Raw genomic sequence first — 26,414 nt, 5'->3', positions numbered from 1 at the left:
TTACTTGCAGCGCCCCGATGCTGGATTGGCGGGCCTGCGGCCAACTACATGCCTGATCCGCACCCCCATTCCGACCCCGGTTCCGCCCCGGCTTCCCACCCGGATTCCCGCGCCAAACCGCCTTCGAGCCGCGAACTCACGCACAGTACGGGCCGGTTCACGCGGCAGACCGAAGGCAGTCAGTCGCTCGAACGTGGCCTGATGCTGCTGCGCGCGTTCCGCGTCGGCTCTTCCAGCCTGACCAATGCGGACCTGGCAGCGCGCACCGGCCTGCCGCGCCCCACTGTCAGCCGCCTCACGCGCTCGCTGGTGGACAGCGGCTTCCTGTGCTACGACGCCACCGAGCGCGCCTATCGGCTGGCGGCCGTGGTGGTGAGCCTGGCGGACGCCTTCCACCACGCCACCACGGTGCCCGATATCGCCCTGCCGCTGATGCGCAAGATCGCCGAGGCGGAAAAGGTCAATGTCGGCCTGGCCGTGCCCGACCAGACCGCCATGGTCTACCTGGCCGCGGTGCGCCACAGCCGCGACAGCGTATCGCGCACCCGGCGCGTAGCGCCCGGCACGCGCGTTCCCATGGAACTGACCTCGATCGGCATGGCGTGGCTGGCCGCGGTGCCGGCCGGCGTGCGCGACCACTTCCTCGCACGGATCGAGGAGAAGGCCGGCGACGAATGGCCGGCCTTGCACAAGGAACTGTCGCGTGGCATTGCCCAGGCAAAGGCGCAAGGCTATTGCAGCACCAACTACCAGCCCGGCCACCTGACCGCCGTGGGCGCGGCGTTCCGCGGGCCGGACCACCAGTGGTACGGGCTCAATATCAGCTTCCCGCACAAACCCAGCGAAAAGCCGCGTGATGTGGCACGCTATGCGCCGCTGCTGCTCGGTCTGATCGAGAAGATCAGCGCGTCATGCGGGGTGGAGGACGGCGTGGAGTCAGCATGACGGCCGGCGGCTAGCGCGGGGCCAGCCTTCTTGCCCATCAGGGGAGTCATACTGCTTGTTTCAAAATGAAGCGAAGCGGTTCTGGCTAGGCGCGCGGCCGCGGACAGTACATGTGGTACGGCCAAGGCCGCGCAATAACGCCAGGATCTTTTTGAAATGGCCTCTTACAAACCGACGTGATGGACCCAGCCGGCCGGGCCAGCGGCCTGGTTGCGCTGAATCTCCACCAGCCGCTCCCTTAGCACCTTGACAGTGTTGCCAGCGGCGCCGTTCCCGATCGCGAAGCGCGTCCGCGCGGAGCGCACTTCGCCAATGGCCACCAGCGTCGCCGCCGTTCCGCAAACAAAGGCCTCGGCCAGGTGTCCGCTTTGGGCATCCGCCTCCCACTCGGGGTACGAATATCGGCGCTCTTCCACCACCATGCCCATCTCCCTGGCCAGCTCGATCACCGAAGCCCGGGTGATGCCCGGAAGAATCGAGCCGCTAAGGGGCGGCGTGACCAGAGTGCCGTCGTCCATCACGAAGAAGATGTTCATGCCACCGAGTTCCTCCACCCAGCGGTGCTCGGCGGCATCCAGGAAGACCACCTGGTCGCATCCGTTCGCAGTGGCCTCGCTCTGCGCGACCAGGCTGCCGGCATAGTTGCCACCGCACTTCGCCTCGCCGGTGCCGCCGGGCGCGGCGCGCGTGTAGTTCTCGGATACCCAGACGGAGACGGCCTTGTCTCCGCCCTTGAAGTACGGGCCCACCGGGCAGGCAATCACGCAGAAAATGAACTCGGAGGCTGGCTTGATGCCGAGGAACACCTCGTTGGCAAACATGAAGGGACGCAGGTAGAGGCTGCCCGAGCCATGCGGCACCCAGGCCTGGTCGATCCGCACCAGTTGCTCGATCGCTTCCAGAAAGAGCGATTCGGGCAACGCCGGCATGGCCATGCGCTTGGCCGACGCCTGGAAGCGGCGCGCGTTCTCGAGCGGGCGGAACAGCGTCACGGCGCCATCCGCGCCGCGATAGGCCTTCATGCCCTCGAAGATCTCCTGGCCATAGTGGAGTACCGAGCACGCCGGATCGATCGAGAACGGCTTGCGGGCAGTGACCTTGGCGTCCTGCCAACCCTGTCCTTCACGCCAGGTGATCGTCACCATATGGTCGGTGAAGACGCGGCCGAACGCGGGGTCGCGCATCAGTGCATCCCGCGTGGCCGCGTCGAGCGCGTTCGGGTTGGGTTCGAGGCTGAAAATGGTTTGTTGCGTCATGAGCGCGCGTCTTCCTTCGCTGGCGTTGGGGATTGGCAGCAGGGCGAACACCCCTGTCTGCCGCCGGCATGGCACGTGGTTCTACGTGAAATCCGAGGGTATCGATGATCGCATGCTGGCGCCCAGTTTGTCTTCAATGACAAGGATTGACCTTCGCTCCGGACATTGCTTAGCCGCTACAACAAACCAATTGCCGCACAAAGGTTATGTTAAATCGTTGATTTGAGACGGTAAGCCAATTGAGACAGCCTCTTAGCCTGCCTCAACACGATTGCGTCCTTCAGCCTTGGCGCGATACAGCGCCGAATCGGCCCGTGCCAGCAATTCGTCAAGGGTCGCTTCCCCGGCCTCGATGCTGGCCAACCCCAGGCTTGCCGTGCAGGCGGGCTGCCCGGCGATGGCCGATTGCTGCTCGACTGCCTGGCGCACGCGCTCGGCCATGGCAAGCGCGGTCTCCATGCCGGTCTGCGGCAGCAGCACGACAAACTCTTCGCCGCCGAAGCGGCCAAGATGGTCCGTGTGGCGCAGTGCCCGCCCTACGATTTGTGCGAAATGCGCCAGCACGCGGTCACCCACCAGGTGTCCGTGCTGGTCGTTGATGCGCTTGAAGTGGTCGATATCCATCAGCAGCAACGACAGTGGCTGCCCGCCGCGCCGGTTCTTCAGTTCACTACTACCTGCGTGCAGCACAGCGCGACAACTCAATATTCCCGTCAGGTCGTCGCGTTGCGCCAGGTACTCGAACTGCGCACGTAACCGCTCGCTCACAGTCAAAAGCAGTCCAAGGCAGACGAAGAGCGACGCGAAGCAATACGCTGCAATGTACGCGGTCTGAATAGCCGAAGGGGAAAACCGCGAAGTATCGACGGCATCCTGGAAAAGCGTCGTCGCTGCCCGCATGAGCAAGGCCAGCCCCTGGAAAGCGAGGACAACTGCCATGAAACGCGGGGCAAAACCCCGGCCGTGCTGCCAGGTCAGCCGCGCATGGGTCAGGCATATTGCCGCTAACACCGAGGTAAGCAGCAACACGCGGATCCGGTAGTCGGGATGGACCAGCAGGAACCAGGTAATGCCAGCCAGGCAGCCAACACCCAGGGCGAGCCAGCGTTTCCAGCTACAGGGCACCCCGTAGAAGCGCTGGCTGCCGAAGTAGAACAAGGCGCAGCCCGAAAGCAGCAGCGCGTTACCGCCAAGTGCGACGAGCACGGCCGGCCAATGCCCGTCCATCGCATAGAAGGCGGTGGAAAGCGCGCAAAGCACCGGTGCCAGCGCCCAGGGTAGCAACCCTTTGGTGGAGGCAGGATAGGCGCGGCGAAAAGCCAGCAGGACGATGCCCAGGGCGATATTGATCATCCCCGTCATCGCCGTCATGGAGCGCAGGTCCAGGTTTAGCATGGGTCAGCCGTGGAGAAACGATCTGTGCACATGGCACCGTGCACACATTGTACTGGCGGTTAGCCACCGCCCGGCCGCCAAGCCGGCCGTCGCCTGGTAAGGCAGGCAGTGTGTACACTACTGCCCTACCTTTTTCGCTTGACCCATGACGATCACTATCAACGAAGACCTCCGTGCCTATATCGATCCACTTACAGACGACGAATACGCGGCGCTAGAACGCAGCCTACTCTCCGAAGGGTGCCGCGATGCACTGGTGCTGTGGGGCGATCTCCTGGTGGATGGACACAATCGCTACAGCATCTGCCAGAAGCACGGAGTCCCTTTCAATACGGTACAAAACCAGACGTTCCAGTCCATGGAGGATGTTCACCTGTGGATGATCGACAATCACCTCGGGCGGCGCAGCGTATCGGATTTCCAACGCGGTGTACTCGCATTGCGGAAGAAGGAAATCGTATCCGCGCGTCTGGCACAAGCCCAAGCCCAAGCGCAGGCCCAGCCGGGTTCTGCAAAGCCTGCCGGGGCTGAAGTCGCCATGCAATCCGGGGCCGATACCGTGTTGACTCGCGAGGCGGTTGCGCGCACGGCGCGGGTGAGCAGTGCGACGCTTGGTCAGATCGAAAAAATCCAGAAGACCGCTGCGCCCGAGTTGGTCAGCGCGGTAAAAGCGGGCGTGATTTCCATCAATGCTGCGGCTGCCGTAGCCTCCTTGCCTGGCGAGAAGCAGGTAGCGGCGGTTGCCGGGGGCAAGAAGGAACTGCGCCAGGTGGCCAGACAGGTGCGCGAGGCCCGCGTGCCACCCAAGCCTGAACCGGCGCCCCCACCCAGCGACGCCACCCCCGACCAACTGGCGATTCATCGTCTGACGCAATTGGTGACACAGCTCACCGAAGAGCGCGATCAGTTGAAAAAGAAGGTGCAGCACTTGACGGTTGCACTCGCAGAGGCCCGCGGCGGGCAATCGACTGCTTGAGGCACTCTTGTCTGGTGAGCGGGTACGCGTGTCCTAGCGCAAGCACTACTTGCGCTAGTCGAGAGCGCGCCGGTGTAGTGCTGCTCACCAGAACCAATAAGGCCCGTGATGATCGCCTATCGATGGCGGAGCGGGGCCGGCGGCCCCGCTCCCAACGCCGCCGGCTTACTGGCTCAGCCGCGTTACCTTCAACTGCGGGTCCGCCGCAATGGCTTGCTCGCTGAACGGCAGCCGCACCCATCGCTTGGCGGAGTACTCCGCCATCTGGTCAAAGGCGTGCGGCGACTGCTGATCTACGGACTGGCCGTACACCAGCAGCGCCTCGGCGACCGGCCCTTGCTCGTCAAAGCCTACGGTCTGCACGTAGCTGGTCCCAAAGTAGACCTGCAGCCCCTTGTCCGACACCGGGGTGCTTTGCAGCTTGTTGAGCACGCCTTCATATTCCTCGCCGCCGTGCAAGGCGATGCGGCCAGTCGGTGCCGTGGCGGCCTGCACCTGGCCCAGCGGCGCATCCAGCGCAAAGCCGGCAGTGCGCATGGCCTGCACGGCGTCCTTCAGTGCCTTGAAGACCTCGGTGCGCACAGACGCATCGCGCATGCGCAGTCCGCGTGGCGTGTTGACCGGATCGGTGGGGGTGAACTCGATGGCGTAGACCTTGGGGATCTTGCTTGCGCGCATCCAGAACTCGCGGAACAGCGGTGCGGCACGACTGTCGAGGTTGCTGTGGCGGTCCCACTTGCGCAGCGCCGCGCAGCCGTCGCTCAGGTCGGCGTCCTTGGCGCCGCGGCAGGCATCGAGCAGGTCATCCAGCACGAGCTCGCCGGAGAGGTTGCGGTCGCGGAACAGCACGGCCTGCAGGCCGGGTACGTCAAAGCGGTTACCGGGCAGGCCGTCCTCCCCCGCGAGGCGGCGGCCGATTTCCATCAGGCCAACGCGCGTGCGCAGGCGTTGCGCAACTTCGGTGGGACCCAGCACCGGTGAGAAGCCGGTCAGCTTCTGGCTGGGGTTAGACAGCCACGAACTGTCATTGCTGTTGGCGACATAGTCATCGCGTACCAGCACGGGCATGGCGTTGGGGGCCACCAGCCCCGGTACTGGCGACGCCGCGTCCACCGTCCAGTTGCAGCTAGCCCGCGTGCCGTCCAGCAGGACCATGCCGGTGCCCTGCATCAGCTTGGCGGCCAGCGCGGCGCTGTCGCCGGTCGGCGCGCATTGCTTGAGCAAGGCGGCCGATACGTTGGGCGCGACCGATACATCGGCAAACATGGCGCGGCCTTCACGGTCGGTGGCAATCGTGTTGACCCACGGAATGCCCAGGCGGCCAATGGCGGTGCGGATGCCAGCGACGTCGCGCGCGCGGCCGATATCAAGCCAGGTGTCGACCGAACGCGTGTTGTTGCGGTTGGCGTCGCGCAGCGCGTAGGCCTTTTGCGCGGACCACGGCAGGCCGGCCGATGGCATGGACAGCACCGGGCCGTATTCGGTCATGTAGAAGGTGTGCGAGCGCTGCTCGGTACGGCCGTCGGGCAGTTTTGCCGCATAGCTGACGGTGCGTGGGGTCATCTTGCGCGGCGCGCCGTCCACCAGGTAGGTGGTGGGGTCGCCTTCGGCCAGTTTCAGTTCATACAGGGTGAAGCGGCGGGCGGTGGACACGGTGTGCGTCCAGGCCACGTCCTTGTTGAAGCCGATGCTGATGATCGGGAACGATGCAATGGACGCGCCCATGACGTCCAGCTTGCCCGGTATGGTCAGGTGCGCTTCAAAAAAACGATTGGTGGTGGTCCACGGAAAATGCGGATTTCCCAGCAGCAGGCCGCGCCCATTCGTGGTGGCTTCCTTGCCAAAGGCCCAGCCGTTGCTGCCGATCGGCGGATCCAGCAGCTGCAGGTTGTTGTTGACGGCTTCGAAGTCGATGCTGGCTACGTCCACCGCCCCCGCCTGCTGCGCGGTCTTGGCACTGCCCGCGGCCCCGGGCGGCACGGCGGCGACAATGCCCGCTGCCAGCGCGCCGGCGCTGGCTTGGATGCTCTTCTCCTCGGCCAGGCGGAACAGGTCGATGGCGGTAACGGGCCGCACCCAGTCAGCGTTGCGGCAGCCAGCCGGGCGTTGGGCGGGCGGGGTATCGCGCAGGTAGCGGTTGTAGCCGGCGATATAGCCGCGCAGCAATTCGCGCGCCTCTGGCGAGGCCTGCGCGTAGCCGGCGCGCAGGGCGTCGTCATCGATGATCGCGCGGAAGAATGGATCGGATTCGCTGTTCTTGATGCGCTTGAATGACACCTCGGTACTTTCGTCGGGGCCGAACACGCGCGAGCGATCGCCGCTGACCGTGACGACCTGGTCGGCCATCAGGCAGACGTTGTCCTGCGCGTATGCGTAGCCCATGCCAAAGGCCAGGCTGGCGTAGTCGTTGGCCTTGATATGGGGAATGCCATAGGCGGTGCGGCGGATCTCGGCGTTGAGTCCGCCTTCGCTCCAGTTGGCGCTGTCGCTGCCTGCGGTGGCGCAGCCGCCCAGGGTGGCGACCGCCAGCACGGCGCCGCCAAGTGCGGTCGCGCCGCGCACGATGCGTTGCTTCATTGTGTTGTCTCCTCGTTCTTGTGTCTGTGGGCCCATGGAACGTTGCGCGCCAACCGGCGACGCGCCATGGTGCCGCTGACATGGTCGGGCATCGGGGCCGTGACAGGTAGAGTGGATTCCGCCACAATTGGTGGCATTCCCGCCATCTGGCAGGCAGCTTTCCAACCAAAATCCACCGCGCCATGTCGGACGTCTATCTGCTGTGCTACCCCTCGGCCGTTGTCTCCGCCCTTTCCACCGCGGTCGACATGCTGGACATTGCCAACACGCTGGCCTCCATGCAAAGCCGGCGGCGCGGCACGGCGGCGCCCTTTCGCTGGCGGCTGGCGGTAGCCGAGCCGCAACGCTGGCAGGCGCTGGCCAGCGTGCTGCGCTGCACGTGCGTGCCGCTGGAAGAACTGGCCGGCGCAGGCAAGGACGCCATGGTGGTGATCGCGCCACCGTTGTTTGACCACATCGCCGGGCTTGAACATATGCTGTCGCTATTGGACCGCGAACGCGCCGCCATTGCGGCAGTTGCTACGCGGGGGGCGCTGGTGGTGGCGCCGTTCACGGCAGTAGCACTTCTGGTAGCCATGGATTTGCCGGCACAGCGCAAGCTGGCGGTGCCGTGGCTGATTGCCAACTGGATGCGGCTGAGCGAACCCGCGCGACGATTGCAGGCCGACCAGCCAGTGGTCAAGAGCGGCAACCTGCTCAGTTCCCGCGCGCTGGATCGCATGCATGCGCTGTTGCTGCAGGCGGTGGCGCATACCGCAGGTAACGCCCTGGCCCGCACGCTGGGCAACGCCCTGCTGGACCAGCCCGAGCGCGGCGAGGCAGTCAGCATCTGGCTGAAGACCGGCGATGCCCCGCGCCACAGCGTGGCGCTGCGCGCACGCCGCTACCTGCAACAGCATCTGGCCGAGCCCTATGACCTGCCCCGGCTGGCGGCGGTGGCGTCCACCAGCGAACGCACGCTGCTGCGGCATTTCATGAAGACCGTGGGCATGTCGCCGCTGCAGTTCCTGCACCGATTGCGGGCTGAGCGCGCCTGCCATCTGCTGGAAGTCTCCACGCTCAGCCTGACCGCCATTGCCGAACAATGCGGCTACCAGGATATGTCCGCCTTCCGCAACCTGGTGCGCCGCCATACGGGCCAGACGCCGGGCGCGCATCGGCGGGCGCATTCGGTGCGCTCGGAATTGCGCGCGGGCTGAATGCCGTGGACAGGCGCCTCAGGCGCACATTTGAGCTCGGCCAGGACCGGACATAATGAAATGGTCAGCCCAGAGGAAATGCGAATCCCGATGCCGACGCGGATATCGGGAAAGCGCTTCGTGCACGGTTGGCGGTTGAACGATGGCGCTTAAGGTGGGGGTTCAACCGGTCCGATCGCCCCGGTCTAGTCCGGCCCTCGGCGCCAAAAAGCCAAGGCAGTGAAACTGATCGGCTAGCAACGCTATGGCACGGCGCGAAATCGCTTCCACGCCTCCGCCTCAAGCTCGCCACAGGAGGAAACAGCCATTCCTCGCTCATCCAGAATCTGGAAAGCTTGCTGATCGCGCCCTATGCTAGACGCGCCATCGAGTCCAAGAAGCAGGCTGTACATGGCGTCTCGCAAAACGCCATCGAGCACATTACGAAGCTGCTCAGTCTGGTCCACCGTCAGCGCCATATTCCGAATCTGCGTAGCGATGACACTTTCGCCTTGTTCGCCCATCAAGACGGAAAGGAGGTCGTTTTTGAGGTCTACCCAGTTTCCCACGAATGTAGCTGCATCCATTTTCTTTGCTCGTTTGCAGTAGCCGGGACGCGGTGCGCGGCAGTTTAGTTCGGGCGCAAGCTCAATTCAGCAGGGGCCGGGCCGGCGCGTCACGATTGTAGCCTCCCTTGAACGGCCGAATCTGGTTGTGGCCGTCCGATCCAGCGGCCAAGCTACCGCCCTAAACGCTCGCGAAGGAACTCGATGAAGCGCTGCGTCTTCGCCGGCAACAGACGGGTTTCGGTGATGGCATAAACGGGCATCGGCGTGCCGTGCCATTCCGGCATGATTCGGCGCAGCTTTCCGCTGGCCAGTTCATCAGCGACGACTTCCTCCGGCATCAGGACGATGCCCATATCGAGCGTTGCCAGGCGGCGGCTCATGCCAACGCTGTTGAGCGTGAACCGCCCACCCACCGGCACCGTGGCGCTTCGCTTCCCGTCGCGCAACGTCCACGAACCCGCCTTCAGGATGCTCAAGCACTCGTGCCGATCCAGGTCGGCGGGCTTGTTTGGCTCGCCCGATCGTCCAAGGTAGCCGGGCGAGGCGTAGAGGTTAGGCGTAAGCGCGGCCAACGCGCGTGCGATCAGCTGCGAGTTTTCGGACTCCCCCATGCGGATAGCCACATCGAAGGGTTCGCTGACCAGATCGACCCGTCGCGGAGTCAGGTCGAAATCGAAGGTGATGCCGGGATAGAGGCCAGCAAACTCGGCGATCAAGGGCGCCAGGTAGGTGACTGCGAAATCCACCGGCAACGATGCACGCAGCACACCGCTGGGCTGGGCAAGCATGTCGCCGAGCTGCTCGTGTGCCAGCCGGGCTTCATCGACGATGCGTTTGCATCGCTCGAAGTAAATCTGGCCGGCCTCGGTCAATTCGATCTTGCGTGTCGTGCGATGCAGCAGGCGCAGCCCGATCGCTTTCTCCAATGCGCTGATCCGCCGCGATAGTGTCGAGTTCGGCACGCCCATCACCTCCGCGGCACTTCGAAAGCCCTTGGCTTTGACGACCTCCACGAACAAGGCCATGTCGTTCAACAGCTCCATGCTCGTTGCTCCATCAGTGGATCAATGTTCTCCAAATTACCATATTTATCCCGCATGAGAAGCAGGCGATGATTCCTCCATCCACCACTTTCTGAGGATTCCATCATGAGCAAACTGTTCGATCCCGTCCGCGTCGGCCGCCACACCCTGCAAAACCGCCTGGTCATGGCACCAATGACCCGCAGCCGTGCCCAATTCGACGGCACGCCGGGAGAGCTGGCCGCCGAGTATTACGCCCAGCGCGCCAGCGCCGGCCTGATCGTCGCCGAAGGCACCCAACCCTCGGACGATGGACAGGGCTACCTGACCACGCCAGGCATCTACACCAATGCACACGTCGCCGGCTGGAAGAAGACCACTGACGCCGTGCATGCCAAGGGTGGCCACCTCTTCATCCAGCTCATGCACGCCGGGCGCATGTCGCACCCGGACAACACGCCGCATCATCGCCAGGGCGTCGCACCGTCGGCCATTGCGCCGGGCACGCAGATGTTCACTGCCAAGGGCATGCAGGACATCCCCGTGCCGCGTGCGCTGACCACCGAGCAAGTGCACCAGACCGCTCAGGATTTCCGCCACGCGGCGCGCCGGGCAGTCGAGGCAGGCGCCGATGGCGTCGAGATCCACGCTGCGAACGCCTACCTGATCCAGCAGTTCTTCGCACCGAGCGCGAACACGCGCACCGACGTGTACGGCGGTCCGGTCAAGAACCGCGCCCACTTCGCCCTCGAAGTCGCCGCCGCGATTGCCGAGGAAATCGGCGCAGACAGGACCGCGATTCGCCTGTCGCCCGGCACGACGCTTTGGGGTATCGACGAAGGCGCCGAAGGGCCGGATCTGTACCGCTACCTGGTCGCCGAACTCGACAAGCTGGGCCTGGCCTATCTGCACATCCTGCACCAGGGCAACGAGCCGCTGCTGGCCGACATCCGCAAGCTCTGGAATGGCACGCTGATCCTGAACCGGCCGAGCCGCCCGCGTGACCAGATCGGGGCCGACGTGGCATCGGGGCTGGCCGACCTGGAAGCCTACGGCCAGATGGTTCTTGCGAACCCGGATTTCGTCACCCGGCTGAAGACCAATGCGCCGATGAACGAGGTTCAACACAGTGCTTTCTTCGGCGGCACGGCGCAGGGCTACACTGATTACCCGACCTTGAGCGAAGCCCAAGGAGCCTGAGGCCACCACAATGTGCGCCGACCAACATCGGCGCCCACCAACCCGCCTGGGCGCGTATGCCGCCCTCGGAGTCGTCCCTCGCCGGCCCAACCACACATCGAATGGCGGCTAGCTGATCAAGCCAGCCATGGCAATGGCATTCCAACGTCCCGATGAATGGCCGTAGCCGAAAACGGGAATATCGAAGGCCGCTTCGTTGCGATCATCGCAGCTTCAGAAACATGTGCTGTTCGTCGTAGAACCGCCCATCCACCTGCATTGCGCGAGGTTCGACGCCGAAAGCTGCGAATCCCAATGATTCGTACAATTGCTTGGCCGCCGTGTTTTCCGTATTGACGCACAGATTGCACTGCGCGCTATCCCAGTTCTTTGACGCATGGGCCATCGCGGTATTCAACAGATCCCGCGCGATTCCCTTGCCGCGTTGGTTTGGGTCGACAAATACCCCCCAGATGGTCGCCTTGTGGCTCACCTGCGAGAGCGATTCGCGACGTACGCCAGCGATGCCAACCAGGGTTTCGCAAACAAACGCACCAAAAACAGCCTGCGTAGGCGTCGATTGAATTCGCTCTGCGACTGCACTGGCAGAGCGTGCCTCTTCTTCGACGCGGGTTGGCCAGATTGCCGTGGGAGCGTTTTCGATAGCGTGTAGACGGATTGCCTTGAAGATTGCTGCGTCAGCGGCGGTAAGAAGTCGGATTTTAACCAAGGAGGTGGTCATAAAACCTCAAAAATATGTGTTTTCGTCATTTGAACAATGACGTCTTTATTGAATGCTGCGGTTATAGCCCGCTCGATAATTCAAGGATGGGCATTCTGCGGGGCGATTCTACCTAGCGGCAACCCGCCCATTGCGGTATAGACCATGGCTTCGGACACATCAGGACGCCGCTCGTAGTCCCTGACAAGGCGACGCCAGCGAACCATCCAACCGAAGGTATGTTCCACCACCCAACGCCGAAGTAGCACCGCGAAACCAACTTGATCCTCGTGGCGGCGCACCACCTGCACGACGAAGTCGAGCGTCGCGGCTTTGTCCATCAACGTGCGACGACCGTATGCGCCATCTGCAAACAGATGCTTCAGTCCCGGCCAACGCTTCTTTAGGGCCTCCAGAACCGCCAACGCCCCGGCACTATCTGCGATATCTGCCGGCGTCAAGTTCACCATCAGCAACCGGCCATTCGTATCCACGGCAATATGCCGCTTGCGCCCGACGATCTTCTCTCCCGAGTCGTAGCCGCGCTCTTTGGCGGCTGGCGCTTTTACCGACTGGCTATCCACCACGCCCGCGCTTCGGCAAGCGCTGCCTGCCTTCCAACTCCCTGTCGAGCACCAGCACTACATCATGAAGCGTCTGGAACAGGAACCCCCGCATCAGTCAGCGAAACCACCAGTACACCGTTTGCCAGGCCGGAAAGTCCTTGGGTAGCATGCGCCAGCCACACCCCGAGCGCACCAGGTTTCGCAAGGTGTTGATCACCTCCCGCAGATCGGCCTTCCTTCGCCGCCCTCGCTGTGCGGGCCTCGGCAGCAGTTCCTCCATCGCTGGCCACTCCATGTCCGTCAGATCACTCGGATACCGCTTTGTCTTGGCCGCCATGCTTGCCTGCCGCTCTCGATGTTCTTTTATCCACGTCCGAACGTTAGAACACATCTGCGGCGAATTTTCAAACGGGCGCTTACTGACCCTGGAACCCGACCATTGCCAGCGTGACTACGTCTTATCGCAAAGCCTCGATCGCCTGCGGTTAGAATGCCCCATAAAGCACTAACGAGGTGCCTGCGTTTCCCACTGAACTAATCCCTGCCACAGTGCGCGCCTGGGTCCCCGTGTAAGAGGGCGGACTGTGTCCGGCGAGTCAGGGGGGCCGTCTACGTTGTGACACGCCCCTGCAACTCAGGGTTCGCTTCGCAGGTGGCCCCAGGACCCGTCGCCGCGGACCGTGTGGGAGCGATCTCTACCAGATTACCGTCCTCATATTTACAAATGCGTGTATAGGATGTCAGGAATGAAGACGACGATCGACGAAATGCTTGCCTTTACGGCCGTCGTGGACACGGGCTCAATTACGGCTGCCGCTGAACAGCTAGCTTTGACGGTGTCCGCCACCAGCCGAACATTAAGCCGGCTTGAGGAAAAACTACAGACTACGCTGCTGCGGCGAACCACACGACGACTGGAACTGACGGAGGAAGGGGCGGCGTTCCTGGAACACGCCCGTGCCATCCTGACGAGAGTCGATGAAGCGGAAGAGCAAATGGCGGCGAGACGGATGCGTCCGGTCGGGCGGTTACGGATTGACGCAGCGACACCATATATGGTGCACGCAATCGTACCGCTACTGGAAGGCTTCCGAAGCCAGTATCCGGAAGTAGAGCTGGAGTTGAACACGAACGAGGGCATTATTGATCTGCTTGAGAAGCGAACCGATGTGGCATTTCGTATCGGTCCGCTGAGAGACTCCACGCTGCACGCGCGTCCGATTGGTAGCAGTTCCCTTCGCGTGCTCGCGAGTCCTGACTATCTGAAACGCCACGGCACTCCGACCAAACCGGCGCAACTCGCGCAGCATTCCCTGCTAGGCTTTACACAGCCGGAGTCGCTCAATGAATGGCCGCTGCTCAACCATAACCAAACGATCATGCGCATTGAACCGACAATCGCCTCGTCAAGCGGCGAAGTACTTAGGAATTTGGCCTTGGCTGGTCAGGGCATCGTTTGTCTGGCAGACTTCATGACAAGCGATGATCGACAATGCGGGAGACTGGTTCAGTTATTCACGCAGCAAACACTCGATGTGCGACAGTCGATTAACGCAGTCTACTACCGCAATACGGCATTGGCATCCCGCATTATCTGCTTTGTCGATCACGTGGCCAGAGAGCTTTCTGTAAAATCACAGAACATTTTCCATAATATCGGCGCGAGCAAACTAACACATAAAAAATAATGCAATCAATCTGATTTTTAATGCATTAAATTTAATTAACCCGCAGGGAGAGAAGGTATTGAGAAATTAAAAATCGTTCCCGTCGGATTTCCTGAACTACACCAGAGATGTCCGCCATGTGCTTTGATTATTGAATTGCAGATGATCAGGCCCATGCCAAGTCCATTCTCCTTTGTCGTAAAAAATGGTTCAAACATTCGTTCATTTGCCTGTTGAGTAAGGCCCGCCCCGGAATCCTGTACGGAGACGATGACACCTTTCTTGCCGAAATTCCTCGAACGTATATGGAGGATTCGAGGCCGCTCCGTAATGCCTTTTAGGGCATCCAGAGCGTTCAGCGCCAGATTCAGGATCACTTGCAGTAGCTGGACCTTGTTGCCGCTAACAGGCGGAAGGTCTGGGCTTAGATCGGTCGTGATCGCGATCTGCTCTTCCGAAGATTTTCCTCTAACCAGCGTTAACGTCTCTCCAACGAGATCGTTCATCTGCAAGCGAGCAGGAGCGGATGGCGTTGTTTTCCTGAGAAGATCTCGCATCCCGTCTATGATTGCCGCTGCTCGGATCCCCTGAGAAACAATGCTCCCCAAGGACTCGCGTGTCTCATGGAGATTTGGCGGATCATGATCCAGCCAGCGGATCGCTGCGGCGGCGTTGGTTGTTAGTGCTGCTAGTGGCTGACTGAGTTCATGTGCCAGCGAAGATTGCAGAACGCTCAACGTCATGACTCTTGACGCATGTTCCAGATCGACTTGCGCCTTCCGAAGCGACTTTCGCTGCTGATCTACTTCTTCGATTAGTCTGTAGCTTTCAAGGAGGACTGCCAATAGCTGCGCGAAGAATCTGAGCACTGCGATCTCTTCGGGGACGCGATCTGACGTCGATAGCTGGCACTCAATATAAAGAGAACCGACAATTTTCTCATGCCTGATTAGCGGCAGACAAATAATCCGGCGCGTGCGGTGAATGGTTATATAGCGATCGTCTTTAAATGGCGCTACTGATAAAGCATTTGCGAGCACTAGCTCCGCACCCGTGTTCAATACATGGTGGATAACCGACTGAGGAAGTGCGATTTGTTGCGGCGTTGAATCGACAATTTTCGGCGACGGAGAGCCGACGCCCGCCATCACCACTGCAGCTACGCACTGCTCAGTGCCCTGAATGGCTACTACCGCCGCACGCGTCGCACCGGTCAGTTTCAAGCAGGTGTGCAACAGGACGTTTAATATTGCCTGGCTATGCACATCAGATGCCGCTGGCGGAAACGCTGTACACAGCATTGCCAATTTGCTCGCAATACCGATCCGATCACAGTCAGGAATCGGAGAACACGATGGCATCTCGACAAGATCATGTGCGAGGTGCCGGTGCGAGCGGAAGGAGGCTTTAAGGCGAGCAAACTGGTGTCGGCGCCGGGCGCCGAGAGCACTGGGCACCGCGGGCCGATTCTGGCTGCTTCCTGTCAGTGGTTTCATGCTCTTCCTCATACAGCGGCCGACTGGCGGCGCCATAAAAAAGGCGGATTTTCCCTCAGAGGGGGAGTTGCGCAGGCGCCCCCCGGGGCTGGATGACGGATATGCTAGTTGAGCAAGTCGCAAATGATCAAATCAAAACACTATTTACAAGGAATCAAGAATCGATGTCGGTCGCGCAACGTAACGCCAGGGGAAAACCCATTTAGTCCGCGTGGCAGTCATCGTTGAGTGGCTCGTAAGTGTTGTCATGTGTGTGTCCCGGAGATGAGCCAGAGATGAAGCGACAGTTCAGTTTTGCGAAAGCAGAGAAACCACGGCAAGAAGTGCGTGACCCGTCGCCAGCGCCTTCCGAACGAGATGGAACGCGTGGTGGCACGGCGGCGACTGCTGGCGGCGATTGAGCTGCCCTATTCCAAGCGACGATGTGGCCGGCCGCCGATTGGATTGGAACGGATGCGTATTTGCTTCCTGCAGCAGTGGTATGGACTGTCGGACGAAGCACAGGAAGATTCGCTGTACGACAACATAGCGATGTGCACGTTTGCAGGGATAGAGCAAATGACGGAATCTGGCGCGCACTGCAGGCAGGAGCAGATCGCCAAAAGATGAACGTCTCGGCGATTGTGAATGGCGCCTCAAGGTGGGCCGCAGGGATCGCGATCGAGGCGGCAGCGGGACTACGGGACAGGCGGAGTGAGATTGTCTGCCACCAAGGCTGAAAGCCGAAGCGACACAGTGAATTGAAGCCCGCCAACGCCGCCGAGCGGGACAGCAAGGGGAAGATTCCGTTCGCTGAAATGCAAAATCGGAGTACCGATCGCATTGTTCATGACCAGAGCACCTCGTCGGAGTGCTTCCACTCATGCACGATGCGTTGCGTAGAACTCGGTCTTCCGCTTTCGGATCAAGCGGGCTTGATCATATCCCGGGCATATGCGAACCCTGTTCCGTAGCCGCCGCCATGCCCTAGACGCCGACGTCGAGATCACGACTGGCACGCCGAAGGCAACTGCGGTCTTTGCTACCGCCAGGCCGTTACTGCGAAGCAATTGCGGGGCCTGATATCCCGCTGCGAAAGCGAGTCCCGCTTGTTCGTCGACAAGGACGAACGCACATTGAGTTGGTTCGTGCAAAGGTAGTTCCGACATGGGAAGTTGCTCCCGTTTAAGAACGGGATGGTGCCCCCGTAAAGCATCGTGCTCGCGCACAAGGGCATCGCCAGAGGACGACTCAGGCGCCGCTCGCCTCCCGACTTTCCTGGCGCGTTACGACCATAGGAAGGCAATATCATGCCCAACCTTGAGATAGTCTCCAGCCAGCACATCGACATCGCCTCAGCTTCCTGGATGGAGCGTCGCTCATCCTGCATCGCTACGGCCTCCACATGACGCCACTGTGTCGGTGCGGCAGAGTTCAGATGCCTGCGGCGAACTAGCGGGACTTTTGGACTTCGTTCGCCCTCAAGCTCAATTCGCAGGTCAGCGCCATGACATTCAATCTCCGCTCAACGTCTCCCGCATCGATGCGAAACGGACCGCACGCGAGGCATCAGTCATTCCCCTGATACTGCACGTTGTGCGGCCGCACGAACCCCGACGGTCGCGATCAGCGCTGAGCCCGCGCAGAGCATGCCAGCTATCGCCACGCCGTGCCATCCATACCGACCGGCTGCGAACGTCCCAACTGTCGACCCTGCGGCGCCGCCGAGGAAATAGCAAGTCATGAAGATCGTGTTAAGACGCCCGCGCGCCGCCGGAAGCAACGCATATAGCCTTGTCTGGTTCGCGACGAGATTCGCCCGGCTTCCCAGGTCAAGCACGACTATACCGGCGATTAGCCACGCGATTGACCATATCGAGCCAGCGACAAGTCCGAACGCCAGCATCACCAATATTGCGGCCCCGCCGACGACTCGTCGCCCACCGAAGCGATCCGCAATGCGACCGATGGTGGGCGACGCAAACATCCCGACCAGGCCGACAAGCCCGAAGAGCCCGGCCACCTCGCTGCCCCAGCCATAGGGCGGCCCGGCAAGCATCATGGCAAGCGACCCCCACAAGACGTTGAAGGCGCCGAACAAGAGAAAGCCGGTCAGACAGGCCTCGCGCAGAAGCGGCTCTCGTGCGAACAGCTCTACCATTGAACGGAGCAAGCGTACGTATGACAGGTCGCTTTCCGCTCCGGCACGTGGCAAGTGAACCCAGACCATCGCGATCAGGACGAGATCGAGAGCCGCGGCCAACAGGAACATCGAGCGCCAGCCCGCGTGAGCACCGACATAGCCACTGACCGTGCGCGCTAGCAGCGTGCCGGCGAACAGTCCACTCAACAACCGCCCCACCGTCTGTCCTCGTTGCGCGGGGTCTACTTGCCCCGACACTGCAGGAATGATGACCTGCGCACTCATCGCCGTGAGCCCGAGGAGGACACTGGCGGCCAGCAACCAAGGAAGATTCTGGGCGGACGCGCACAACCCAAGCGCGGCCACGTTTGCCAGCAACAGAACGGTAATCAACTTTCGGCGATCGAGTTGATCGCCCAAGGGGCCAAACAGCAGCAAGCCGCTGGCGTAGCCGAGCTGCGTCAGCATGGCGATGGCGCCTTGCGCCTCGGCACCAGCGTCGAAGGCGGCAGCCATCGCTGGAAGCAACGGCTGGCTGTAATACAGGTTCGCCACGGCGAATCCGCACGACGCAGCCAACACCAGCACACTTCGCCCCGACAAGGACGTGCCGTCCTGTGCCCTGTCAATCATCGTTCAAGTCCTCAAAGATACTGGATTGGGAAAATGGTCAACGAGAGTGTGCGTATCGATATTTGCACCTTGCCCGTCTGCAGGTCGGTCAGCACCTTTTCCTGAGTGGCCTTGTCCAGTTCGGCGAATACCTTGCCATGCTCCTTCTTGCACCATGCGTTGCAGGCTGCGATGCCGTGCCGATAGTTGTAGCGTGGCACCAGGCTCAACTGGTAGCCGAACTCCAGCACCCGGTCCGTGTGGAAATGGTCTCCGCATGTACCAGAGCTTGCCGTGGCCGAACGGCGTTTCCATCTGGCGATCGACGAACTCGGGCAGCCTGGCAGCGAGTACCTGGCGCAGGAAGCGCCTGCGAGGCTCTTTGTCTTCCGACATGGCTGTCTCTTATGGGGTGCTTGCGGAGAAGGGTCACGCTGGGATATCGCCACCGGTGTGGCCCTTCGAGGTGGTTTCGTCGCGCCAACTACGCGCCGTTCCAGCCGCGCAAGAAGTCGATCAACAACTCGTTGACATGGGCAGGCTGCTCTTCCTGCGGCAAGTGGCCACACTGGGCGATAGGTTCAGCGCGCAAGTTGCTGGCCATTCCTTCCCAAACGGCCTTCATATCGAACATCCCGCCCACCGCGTAGAAGTCCTCGCCCCAGATCGCCATCGCGGGACACTTGATCTTGACGTCGGCATCGATCAGGTCCTGCGCCACATCTTCGGCGTTCGCCCGATAGTCAGCCATTGCTCCGCGCACTGCGCCGGGCCGCTTGTACGCGCGGACATAGGTGTCGAACGCCTCGCCTTCGATCGTGTGTGGGTTGTAGCACCAGTCGGCGAAGAAATGGTGGAGCCACTCGGCTTCCTTACCTGCGATCAGGGTCTCAGGGAGGTCCGACACCAGATGGAAGAGGAAGAACCAATAGGCGCGCGCGGTCTGTGCGCTCATGTTCTGCGCGACGACTCGTGTCGGCACGTTATCCATCACCACCAATCGGTCCACGCGCTCAGGATGATCCTTCGTCAGTCTCGTCGCCACCCGGGCACCGCGGTCGTGCCCTACCAGCGCCACCTTGCCGATCTTCAGTTCATCGAGCAGGCGGGTGATGTCCAGCGCCATGTTCCGCTTGTCGTACCCCGAGGACGGCTTGTCTGTTTCCCCGTAACCGCGCAGATCGGGAGCGATGACCCGATAGTGCCGGGCCAGCGCCGGAAACTGAAATCGCCACGCGAAACTGGTTTCCGGAAATCCATGCAGAAGCACCACGGGAGGTCCGTCACCGGCTTCGAGAAAATGCTGTCGAATACCATTCGCACGAATCGTATGATGCTTGATCCGAATCTGGCTATTTTCCATGATGTCTTACCTTCTGGCGGGGAACGTTAAATTGTTGTCCTCTCACTGATCGACATTCCGCATGCGGATCGATTTTTCGTTTTTATTAAATTCCCCAAAATTGTGAATGTCATCAATCGGGCAGCTTCGCTTTCTGACTCCCTGGCAAGCTCCCTCCATTCTTCGAAAGAAAGCTGAAATTTTCTACCCGATCCTCGTAGAACCGGCTAACACCAAGGTCGTAGGTCGCATCGCATCAGCCCGCCCCGCACACAAGCCCAACACGTCGCTCCTGCGCCAAGACACCTGTTGATCCAACACGTCGCTAAGACTACCGTCTCGACGATTATCCGTAAGTAGTATTGACCACAGGAATGGCATCCGTTTAACTTACTGGGCTTCATGACACTTTCAGGTCACCAGAATGGTGTCGATCGAGCTTTTTCCCCTGGCCCGAAATAATCGCCGCAGCTAGTAGGCGCGCATCATCCTTCGCCTGTTTTTCGACTGCGCTCGATCAGCGCACTATCCGAACGATAGCCAAACTGAATCCGGTCACATTCCGGTCAAGGAGTTTCCAAATGAATGCTGCATCGCCAAATGGCGTAACTGTCGTGCTCGTCCACGGTGCATGGGCTGATGGGTCAAGTTGGGCACGGGTCATCCCGCACCTGCTGGACAAGAACATTCCCGTGGTAGCAATCCAGAATCCCACCAGCTCGCTCGCCGACGATGTGGCCGCGACCGAGAGGGCGATGGCGTCGATCAAAGGCCCGATTGTGTTGGTTGGGCATAGCTGGGGTGGGACGGTCATCACCGAGGCAGGTAACGATCCCAAGGTGAAGGGGTTGGTGTACGTAGCCGCGCTTGCGCCGGGGGCAGGCGAGTCGACGGGCGACCTGGTCTCGTCACATCCTGCCCCGCCGGCGCTGGGAAAGATTCAGGATGATGGCCGCGGTTACCTTAAGCTCAGCCCCGAGGCCTGGATCGAAGATGTCGCGAACGATCTGCCGGCATCCGAGGTGCGCATCCTCGCAACGGTGCAGCCTCCTTTGCCTACCAGCACGTTCGGCGACAAGATCACCAAAGCCGCGTGGCAGACGCGTCCGAGCTGGTACGTCGTGGCGACGGACGATCGCGCAGTGAGCGTGGAACTTCAGGCGGAACTCGCCAAACGGCTCAAGGCGAAGACGACTGAACTGAAGGCAAGCCATCTTCTGATCCTGTCGAAGCACCGGGAAGTTGCAGACGTCATCATCGACGCGGTTAAGTCGGTTACTGCTTAACCTGGCCTGCGTCTATGCCCGCCAGCGCCGGGGGCCATGCAGTGATTCCACGAGGCGGTAGCATCCGCCCTCACGATGGTCCGGAACGCGTGCGTGACTTCCCGAATCCCTCTGCCGGTTCCCGTCGCGATAGCGCCTCGGTCCGGGGTGCGAGCCCTACCCATCTCCTTGCGGTATCCGAAGTCATGAAGCAAATCCTCAAACGCCTGGCGCTCGCCTGCACACGGCTGTTGTTCACAATAATGCTGGGGGCATCTGTTCTGCCTTCCGCGCAGGCCGCGGCACCACAAGTTCGTACACAGGGGCCCGGCTTTCACCGCGTCATGGTCGGAGACTTTGAGGTGACGGCGCTCCTGGACGGAACGCATGCGTTTCCGATAGATGCGGTTGTTGAAGGGGTGTCCAAGGCACAAATCAAACGCGACCTCGATGAGGATTTCCTGCAAGCTCCCGTCCAGGGTTCCATCAACGCCTTCTTGATCAACACTGGCGCAAAACTCGTCCTGGTCGATGCCGGGGCGGGCGTGCTCTATGGTGACTGCTGCGGACACTTGTTGGCCAACCTGCGAGCGTCTGGCTATCAACCGGAACAAGTTGACGAGATCCTGCTGACGCACCTGCACAAGGACCACGTTGGTGGTGTCGACGCCAGCGGAAAGATGGCGTTTCCAAACGCCATCTTGCGCGTGAACCAGGCCGAAGCAGACTACTGGCTCAATCCAGCCAGCAAATCAAAGGCGCCCGACTTCCTCGCAACGTTCTTTGATGCGGCCATCGCATCGGTCGCACCTTATGTTGCGGCAAACAAGGTCCGCCCGTTTATCGGGGACATCGAACTGGATGCCGGTATTCAGGCAATGGCATTGCCCGGCCACACTCCCGGACACACGGGGTATCTGATCCGCAGCAAAGGGGAGGGAATGTTGGTCTGGGGCGATATTGTCCACGTTGCCTCAATTCAAATGCGAACACCCGAGGCGACGGTCAAGTACGATAGCACCGCGACCGAGGCGCAACGCTCGCGCCGCTCGGTCATGGATATGCTGGCAACCAGTCATTACACGGTAGGTGCGGCCCACATCGCCTTCCCCGGCTTGGGGCACATTCGAAGAGCGGGAAACAAATATGAATGGGTGCCCCTGAACTATGTGGGAGAACCCGGAAAATAGCCCCGCCGTTTGTGGCAGATGATGAGCCGCCGCCTGCTCGTCATGTATTAAGTCGGCCACTGGTCGCGAAGGCAACCTAAGCAAGGGACGTGCCCCCCGCCAGGCGTTCGGAACACGCTCCGGCGCGCAGCGCGATCGGCTGGCTAGCATTCGTTTGGACCGGCGAGGAACATTGGCGCTGCGTTGGACTTCCACGCAATCTCATCGCTCTCATCGTCGCATCAACCAACCAATGTCTGTCAGGTGAGTGCCCGCAATCGATTGCATTCAAACTGCCGTCCTCAAAGGGGGCATTAAGCCACATCATCCAAGAAGCTTGGGCAAGTCGATCGGTTGTATGAACTGAGGCGGCACCGCTTGCGTGAGCCAAACACCGTTCTGTGATTGGAAGAAGGCGTGACCGAGCTCGTACATCTTCGCGGACTCCACCCTCAACACAATAGGACTGCCGTGCCGACGCCCAACGACAAGCGCGGTAGCAATGTCTGCCGACAGATGCACGTGCTGCCGGTTCTGCGGCTTCAAGCCTTGGTCCTGAATGGCAGGAACGAACCTGCTTGCCGTGCCGTGGAAAAGTTGCACAGGCGGCTTTAGCGCTTCGAGACCAAGATTCACATCGATCGAGTGTCCCTGGTTGGCTCGGATCATCAGCCCGTCGTCGCTGATGGCAAACCGCCTCTTGTCGCTGGTCGCCACGATCTTCTCAAGCATCTCACGATCAATTCGCTTGCCGTGCGCGTTGGCTTGCCGCAGAAGCAACTCGACATTCGCCCAACCGGCTTCATTCAGCGAAAGGCCTATCGTTTCCGGAGCGTGTCTGAGCACCAGACTAAGGAATTTACTGCTGGACGTCAGGTCTTCACTCAATTCGCCCACTCCTGATGCTCCGGAAGCATGCATGTCTCGATCCAGTTCTTCATGTCGGTGTAGAAAACGGTGATGGGCCAGGGTAAGCGCCCGCGCGATTTCGACCAGGTTAGATGAACCACCGCAACCCGACCACTACCATCGAGTATTTCAAACAAAGCATCGTCGCCCGGGCCCCTTCCGATAAGTTTTGCAAGCAGCCCGAACATTTCGTGCCCCGGCGGAACCTCCAGCGCGAGCTGTCGCGCGAAGGCTTCGTGAAATTGCTCGTCCATACTTTTAGTGGACCACCACGGTTCAAGCCACTCCATGCATATACCTTTCACAAATAGCCATTCTTGGCCAGTGGCGAATCATCGCTCTTTGGCAAGACTTTCGGCCTGTCGCCGAACCCTGGCAAGCATACGCCGCCGGATTAGCCCACTGACAGGACGGATGATGTACCAGTAGGGAGCAAATCGGCGACGAACCGCCGCGGTTGGACAAAACACCCGGGTCTCCGTGCTCAGCACGGATGCGCCTGACGCATTGGCATCTACGTTGAAGCCCATGACGAGCTGGCAGACGTCCATTCTGACGCTCGCCTTGAAGGCTTCGGGGGACCCAATGTCCAGCAAACCGTAATCTGCCCGCCAGAAAGCTCCGGTCAGCCCGAACGCCAGCCCGGAATCCCCTTCGCGACCAAGAAATGTGAAATCGTCGAGATCTAGCGGGCGTCTGCTCGACCGGTTCATCCATCGCGACGGCAGTTCGCGCAGGCCAATGGCCAGTCGTACCAGCGGATCATCTTGCGCACGTTGGCGAGCAACGCAATCCAGAATAATGTTCGCTGGCGCGTGTACGAGCGCAGCGTGTCGCTCGCGGAAATCATATTGAGGCAGAAAATCGTCAATCAGAGTCATTTATATTTTTCCCACCACACGCGAGATTTTCATCCTATGGTCTGCAGTTCACTCCACGAAGAGAATTGCCTGCCATCCACACGTCGATTGTCGACGATCCAGGCGTCCGTGTCGACCGGCCGATACTGGCGGGCCCGGCCGCGTTAGCCGGCCCCAAGCAGCCGCTTGAGAGCCCATGTGCCTATTCCGAAGCGGATCCAAATGCGCCGTGCGCGGCCACTATCTCGCTAAGAAAGTCCATCACCGCGCGCACAGGGGCCGAGCGCCGCAAGTCCCTGTGCACCACCAGCCAGATATCGCGCGAGAATGCAGCGCCTTCGTGTTCCAGCCGTACCAGGCCCGCGTCGGCATCCCCCAGGAAACAAGGCAGGCCTGCCACGCCCGCCCCTGCGCGGGCAGCGGCGAGATGGCTGCTGATATCGCTGAGTTCGCAGCCCACGGGCCGTGGCCCTGCCAGTTCCAGCAGCCAGCGCTGCTGCGGCATGTCGGCGAACTGCGCATCGTAGGCAATAAAGGTCCAGTCGCGGGGATTGCGCAATGCCGGATAGTCCAGGCTTGCGTACAAGGCGAATGGCATCTGCCCCAGCTTGCGCACCACGCTGCTCGACTCGCTGGGCCGAACCAGGCGTAGCGCTACGTCTGCCTCACGGCGCGTCAGCGACACCGCGCGGGCCTGCGCCGACACGCAGAGCTGGATACCCGGATAAGCCGCGCGGAAATCCGCCAGGCGGCCGGCCAGCAGATGTGTGGTCAGCACCGGTGGCGCACTGAGCGACACCTTGCCGCTCACGGGCTCGTGGCTGGCACGCGTCTGCCGCTCGATAGCGAACGCGGCGGCTTCCATCGTCTTGGCTTGCTCGAAGACCGACACCCCGAGCGGCGTCAGGCGGCACGAGCGCGGCAGGCGTTCAACCAGAAGCGCTTGCAGCCCGGCTTCGAGCGCGGCCAGCCGGCGGCTTACCGTGGCGTGATCCACCTGCAAATCGCGCGCTGCGCCGGACAACGTGCCGGTGCGAGCGACTGCCAGGAAGTGGCGAAGATTTTCCCAATCGAGCATCTGTGCGTTTTCTCCAGGTTCGGTGGAGATTTTAGGGAATTTACGCATACATGTCTGCAGCCTAGCATGCGGAGATCCTATCGTTGGAATCCATGCCATGCCTACCACCACCAATGCGCAACGGGCCACCCTGCTGGCCGCAGCGCTCGGCCTTGTCGTCGTCCTGCTGGACGTCAGCGTCGTCAATGTCGCCCTGGATACCTTGCGGCAAGGATTCGCCACCGATGTGGCGGGGCTGCAATGGGTGATCAACGCCTACACGCTGGTGTTCGCGGCGTTGCTACTGACCAGCGGAGCGCTCGGAGATCGCTTGGGCGCCAGACGGGTGTTCCTGATGGGGCTCGCGCTGTTCACGCTGACGTCGGTGGCGTGCGGCGCGGCGGGCAGCCTGGCGATGCTGGTGGTGGCACGGCTGGGCCAGGGCATTGGTGCGGCGCTGCTGGTGCCGAACTCGCTGTCGATGCTCCAGCGGGCCTTTCCCGAACGCGAACAACGCAGCCGCGCAGTCGGCTGGTGGGGTGCGATCGGCGGCATCTCGCTGGCGGCCGGGCCGGTGCTGGGCGGCCTGCTGGTGACCCACTTCGGCTGGCGCAGCATCTTCCTGATCAACCTGCCGCTGGGCCTGATTGGCCTGTATCTGACGTTGCGCCATGTGGCCGCCGATGGCAGCGGACATCACCGCGGCCTGGATTGGCCCGGGCAAGGCGCGGCCATACTGGCGCTGGCCGCACTCACCGCATCGGTCACCGAAGCCGGCCGTCTCGGCTGGGGACACGCCTGGGTACTGGTGGGGCTGTGGCTAGCCTTGGCGTCGGCGGCCGCCTTTATCCGCATCGAATCACGCAGTGCTGCGCCGATGCTGCCGCTGGCGCTATTGCGCATCCCGGCGTTCAGGGTGGCGTCGCTCGCCGGTGTGATCGTGAATTTTGCCTACTATGGCCAGATCTTTGTCTTCAGCCTGTTCTTCCAGCTTCAGCAGGGACTATCGCCACAGCAGACCGGGCTGGCGTTCCTCCCGATGACGGTGGTACTGATGGCAGTCAACGTGCTCGCCGGCCGCCTGATCACGCGGATGGGCGCGAGATACCTGATGGTGCTGGGATTGCTCCTGGCCGCCCTGGGTTACCTGATGCTGTTGCCGGTGCGCATCGACGGCCCCTACTGGCTGCTTGCCCCGCCGATGCTGCTAGCCGCCAGCGGCATCGCGCTGATGGTGCCGACCATGACCAATGTCACGCTGTCAGCCGTGGATGGCTCCCGCGCGGGCATCGCCTCCGGCGTCCTCAACTCAGCGCGGCAGGTGGGCGGTATGCTAGGCGTGGCGGGGTTCGGTTACCTGGTGCACGACACTGCCCCGCAGGCCTTCATGCGCGGCATGCATCTCTCGCTCTGCCTCGCGGCCGCATTGCTGCTGGTGGGAGCCGTGATGTGCTGGTTTGGCATTCGTGCGGAACGTCCAGCCGCTAGCGACGACGGGCGCCAAGGCGCCACTGGAACCTAATGTTCCTGA

At 61.4% G+C, this 26,414-nt stretch carries 21 protein-coding genes and 3 pseudogenes; 9 read left to right on the top strand and 15 right to left on the bottom strand.

Going from position 1 to position 26,414, the window contains the following annotated elements:
* Positions 1-48: 48 nt before the first annotated feature.
* Positions 49-945, top strand: a complete 897-nt coding sequence (locus AC1Q7Q_RS10220; protein WP_492375751.1) for an IclR family transcriptional regulator — start codon at positions 49-51, stop codon at positions 943-945.
* 164 nt (positions 946-1,109) lie between these two features.
* On the opposite strand, the gene AC1Q7Q_RS10215 is transcribed toward AC1Q7Q_RS10220, so the two are convergent.
* Both AC1Q7Q_RS10215 and AC1Q7Q_RS10210 read right to left on the bottom strand, forming a co-directional pair.
* Complete coding sequence (locus tag AC1Q7Q_RS10215) at positions 1,110-2,201, bottom strand: branched-chain amino acid aminotransferase (RefSeq protein ID WP_492375752.1); 1,092 nt, start codon at positions 2,199-2,201, stop codon at positions 1,110-1,112.
* 252 nt (positions 2,202-2,453) lie between these two features.
* Entirely contained in the window at positions 2,454-3,596 is a 1,143-nt protein-coding gene (locus tag AC1Q7Q_RS10210) for a GGDEF domain-containing protein (RefSeq protein WP_492375753.1), read from the bottom strand.
* A gap of 145 nt (positions 3,597-3,741) precedes the next feature.
* Here AC1Q7Q_RS10210 and AC1Q7Q_RS10205 point away from each other — a divergent pair, with 145 nt between their 5' ends.
* Entirely contained in the window at positions 3,742-4,572 is an 831-nt protein-coding gene (locus AC1Q7Q_RS10205; protein WP_492375754.1) for a ParB N-terminal domain-containing protein, read from the top strand.
* Positions 4,573-4,737: 165 nt separating this feature from the next.
* On the opposite strand, the gene AC1Q7Q_RS10200 is transcribed toward AC1Q7Q_RS10205, so the two are convergent.
* Positions 4,738-7,149: an acylase gene (locus AC1Q7Q_RS10200; protein WP_492387155.1), complete on the bottom strand. Its 2,412-nt coding sequence runs from the start codon at positions 7,147-7,149 to the stop codon at positions 4,738-4,740.
* A gap of 182 nt (positions 7,150-7,331) precedes the next feature.
* On the opposite strand from AC1Q7Q_RS10200, the gene AC1Q7Q_RS10195 reads away from it, so the two are divergent.
* Positions 7,332-8,348, top strand: a complete 1,017-nt coding sequence (locus tag AC1Q7Q_RS10195; RefSeq protein WP_492374922.1) for a GlxA family transcriptional regulator — start codon at positions 7,332-7,334, stop codon at positions 8,346-8,348.
* A gap of 242 nt (positions 8,349-8,590) precedes the next feature.
* Here AC1Q7Q_RS10195 and AC1Q7Q_RS10190 read toward each other — a convergent pair whose 3' ends face one another.
* Together AC1Q7Q_RS10190 and AC1Q7Q_RS10185 are read right to left on the bottom strand one after the other, a co-directional pair.
* Positions 8,591-8,914, bottom strand: a complete 324-nt coding sequence (locus AC1Q7Q_RS10190) for a hypothetical protein (RefSeq protein WP_492374921.1) — start codon at positions 8,912-8,914, stop codon at positions 8,591-8,593.
* Between the two features lie 152 nt (positions 8,915-9,066).
* The gene (locus AC1Q7Q_RS10185) at positions 9,067-9,939 is read right to left on the bottom strand and encodes a LysR family transcriptional regulator (RefSeq protein WP_492374920.1); all 873 of its coding nucleotides are present in this window, start codon (positions 9,937-9,939) and stop codon (positions 9,067-9,069) included.
* A gap of 105 nt (positions 9,940-10,044) precedes the next feature.
* Between AC1Q7Q_RS10185 and AC1Q7Q_RS10180 the strand changes: the two genes are divergently transcribed.
* Positions 10,045-11,118: an alkene reductase gene (locus AC1Q7Q_RS10180; protein ID WP_492374919.1), complete on the top strand. Its 1,074-nt coding sequence runs from the start codon at positions 10,045-10,047 to the stop codon at positions 11,116-11,118.
* Positions 11,119-11,320: 202 nt separating this feature from the next.
* Here the strand turns inward: AC1Q7Q_RS10180 and AC1Q7Q_RS10175 are convergent, their stop codons facing one another.
* Together AC1Q7Q_RS10175 and AC1Q7Q_RS10170 are read right to left on the bottom strand one after the other, a co-directional pair.
* On the bottom strand, positions 11,321-11,827 hold the full coding sequence (locus AC1Q7Q_RS10175) for a GNAT family N-acetyltransferase (RefSeq protein ID WP_492374927.1): 507 nt from the start codon (positions 11,825-11,827) through the stop codon (positions 11,321-11,323).
* A gap of 92 nt (positions 11,828-11,919) precedes the next feature.
* Positions 11,920-12,775: pseudogene (locus AC1Q7Q_RS10170) on the bottom strand (IS5 family transposase).
* A 355-nt stretch (positions 12,776-13,130) separates the two neighbouring features.
* Between AC1Q7Q_RS10170 and AC1Q7Q_RS10165 the strand changes: the two are divergent.
* Positions 13,131-14,072, top strand: coding sequence for a LysR substrate-binding domain-containing protein (locus AC1Q7Q_RS10165; protein ID WP_492374918.1), 942 nt, complete (start codon positions 13,131-13,133; stop codon positions 14,070-14,072).
* Between the two features lie 35 nt (positions 14,073-14,107).
* Here AC1Q7Q_RS10165 and AC1Q7Q_RS10160 read toward each other — a convergent pair whose 3' ends face one another.
* Positions 14,108-15,352, bottom strand: coding sequence for a sensor histidine kinase (locus AC1Q7Q_RS10160; protein ID WP_492374926.1), 1,245 nt, complete (start codon positions 15,350-15,352; stop codon positions 14,108-14,110).
* A gap of 470 nt (positions 15,353-15,822) precedes the next feature.
* Here AC1Q7Q_RS10160 and AC1Q7Q_RS10155 point away from each other — a divergent pair.
* Positions 15,823-16,117 (top strand): annotated as a pseudogene (locus AC1Q7Q_RS10155) (transposase); the annotation flags it as partial.
* Between the two features lie 982 nt (positions 16,118-17,099).
* Here the strand turns inward: AC1Q7Q_RS10155 and AC1Q7Q_RS10150 are convergent.
* The 3 genes and pseudogenes from AC1Q7Q_RS10150 to AC1Q7Q_RS10140 all read right to left on the bottom strand — a co-directional run bounded on the left by AC1Q7Q_RS10150 (position 17,100) and on the right by AC1Q7Q_RS10140 (position 19,644).
* Entirely contained in the window at positions 17,100-18,302 is a 1,203-nt protein-coding gene (locus tag AC1Q7Q_RS10150; RefSeq protein WP_492374917.1) for an MFS transporter, read from the bottom strand.
* Positions 18,303-18,367: 65 nt separating this feature from the next.
* Positions 18,368-18,677: pseudogene (locus AC1Q7Q_RS10145) on the bottom strand (gluconate 2-dehydrogenase subunit 3 family protein); the annotation flags it as partial.
* A gap of 88 nt (positions 18,678-18,765) precedes the next feature.
* On the bottom strand, positions 18,766-19,644 hold the full coding sequence (locus AC1Q7Q_RS10140) for an alpha/beta fold hydrolase (RefSeq protein WP_416046926.1): 879 nt from the start codon (positions 19,642-19,644) through the stop codon (positions 18,766-18,768).
* 560 nt (positions 19,645-20,204) lie between these two features.
* Between AC1Q7Q_RS10140 and AC1Q7Q_RS10135 the strand changes: the two genes are divergently transcribed.
* Together AC1Q7Q_RS10135 and AC1Q7Q_RS10130 are read left to right on the top strand one after the other, a co-directional pair.
* Positions 20,205-20,909 carry an alpha/beta fold hydrolase gene (locus AC1Q7Q_RS10135; protein WP_492374916.1) on the top strand — a complete coding sequence of 235 codons (705 nt, stop codon included), beginning with the start codon at positions 20,205-20,207 and terminating at the stop codon, positions 20,907-20,909.
* Positions 20,910-21,094: 185 nt separating this feature from the next.
* Positions 21,095-22,078, top strand: a complete 984-nt coding sequence (locus AC1Q7Q_RS10130) for an MBL fold metallo-hydrolase (protein WP_492374915.1) — start codon at positions 21,095-21,097, stop codon at positions 22,076-22,078.
* 303 nt (positions 22,079-22,381) lie between these two features.
* On the opposite strand, the gene AC1Q7Q_RS10125 is transcribed toward AC1Q7Q_RS10130, so the two are convergent.
* The 4 genes from AC1Q7Q_RS10125 to AC1Q7Q_RS10110 form a co-directional block, all read right to left on the bottom strand.
* On the bottom strand, positions 22,382-22,945 hold the full coding sequence (locus AC1Q7Q_RS10125) for an RNA 2'-phosphotransferase (protein ID WP_492374914.1): 564 nt from the start codon (positions 22,943-22,945) through the stop codon (positions 22,382-22,384).
* Positions 22,942-23,256: a hypothetical protein gene (locus AC1Q7Q_RS10120; protein ID WP_492374913.1), complete on the bottom strand. Its 315-nt coding sequence runs from the start codon at positions 23,254-23,256 to the stop codon at positions 22,942-22,944. The genes AC1Q7Q_RS10125 and AC1Q7Q_RS10120 overlap by 4 nt, the downstream gene beginning before the upstream one ends.
* Positions 23,257-23,298: 42 nt before the next feature.
* Positions 23,299-23,847 carry a hypothetical protein gene (locus tag AC1Q7Q_RS10115; protein ID WP_492374912.1) on the bottom strand — a complete coding sequence of 183 codons (549 nt, stop codon included), beginning with the start codon at positions 23,845-23,847 and terminating at the stop codon, positions 23,299-23,301.
* Between the two features lie 181 nt (positions 23,848-24,028).
* Positions 24,029-24,904: a LysR family transcriptional regulator gene (locus AC1Q7Q_RS10110; protein WP_492374911.1), complete on the bottom strand. Its 876-nt coding sequence runs from the start codon at positions 24,902-24,904 to the stop codon at positions 24,029-24,031.
* A gap of 97 nt (positions 24,905-25,001) precedes the next feature.
* Between AC1Q7Q_RS10110 and AC1Q7Q_RS10105 the strand changes: the two genes are divergently transcribed.
* A complete protein-coding gene (locus AC1Q7Q_RS10105; RefSeq protein ID WP_492374910.1) occupies positions 25,002-26,405 on the top strand; it encodes an MFS transporter in 1,404 nt (467 codons plus the stop codon).
* Positions 26,406-26,414: the final 9 nt, after the last annotated feature.

This window comes from Cupriavidus sp. GW823-FHT07A04, from assembly GCF_058794615.1.
This window is presented reverse-complemented; position numbering and strand designations above follow the sequence as displayed.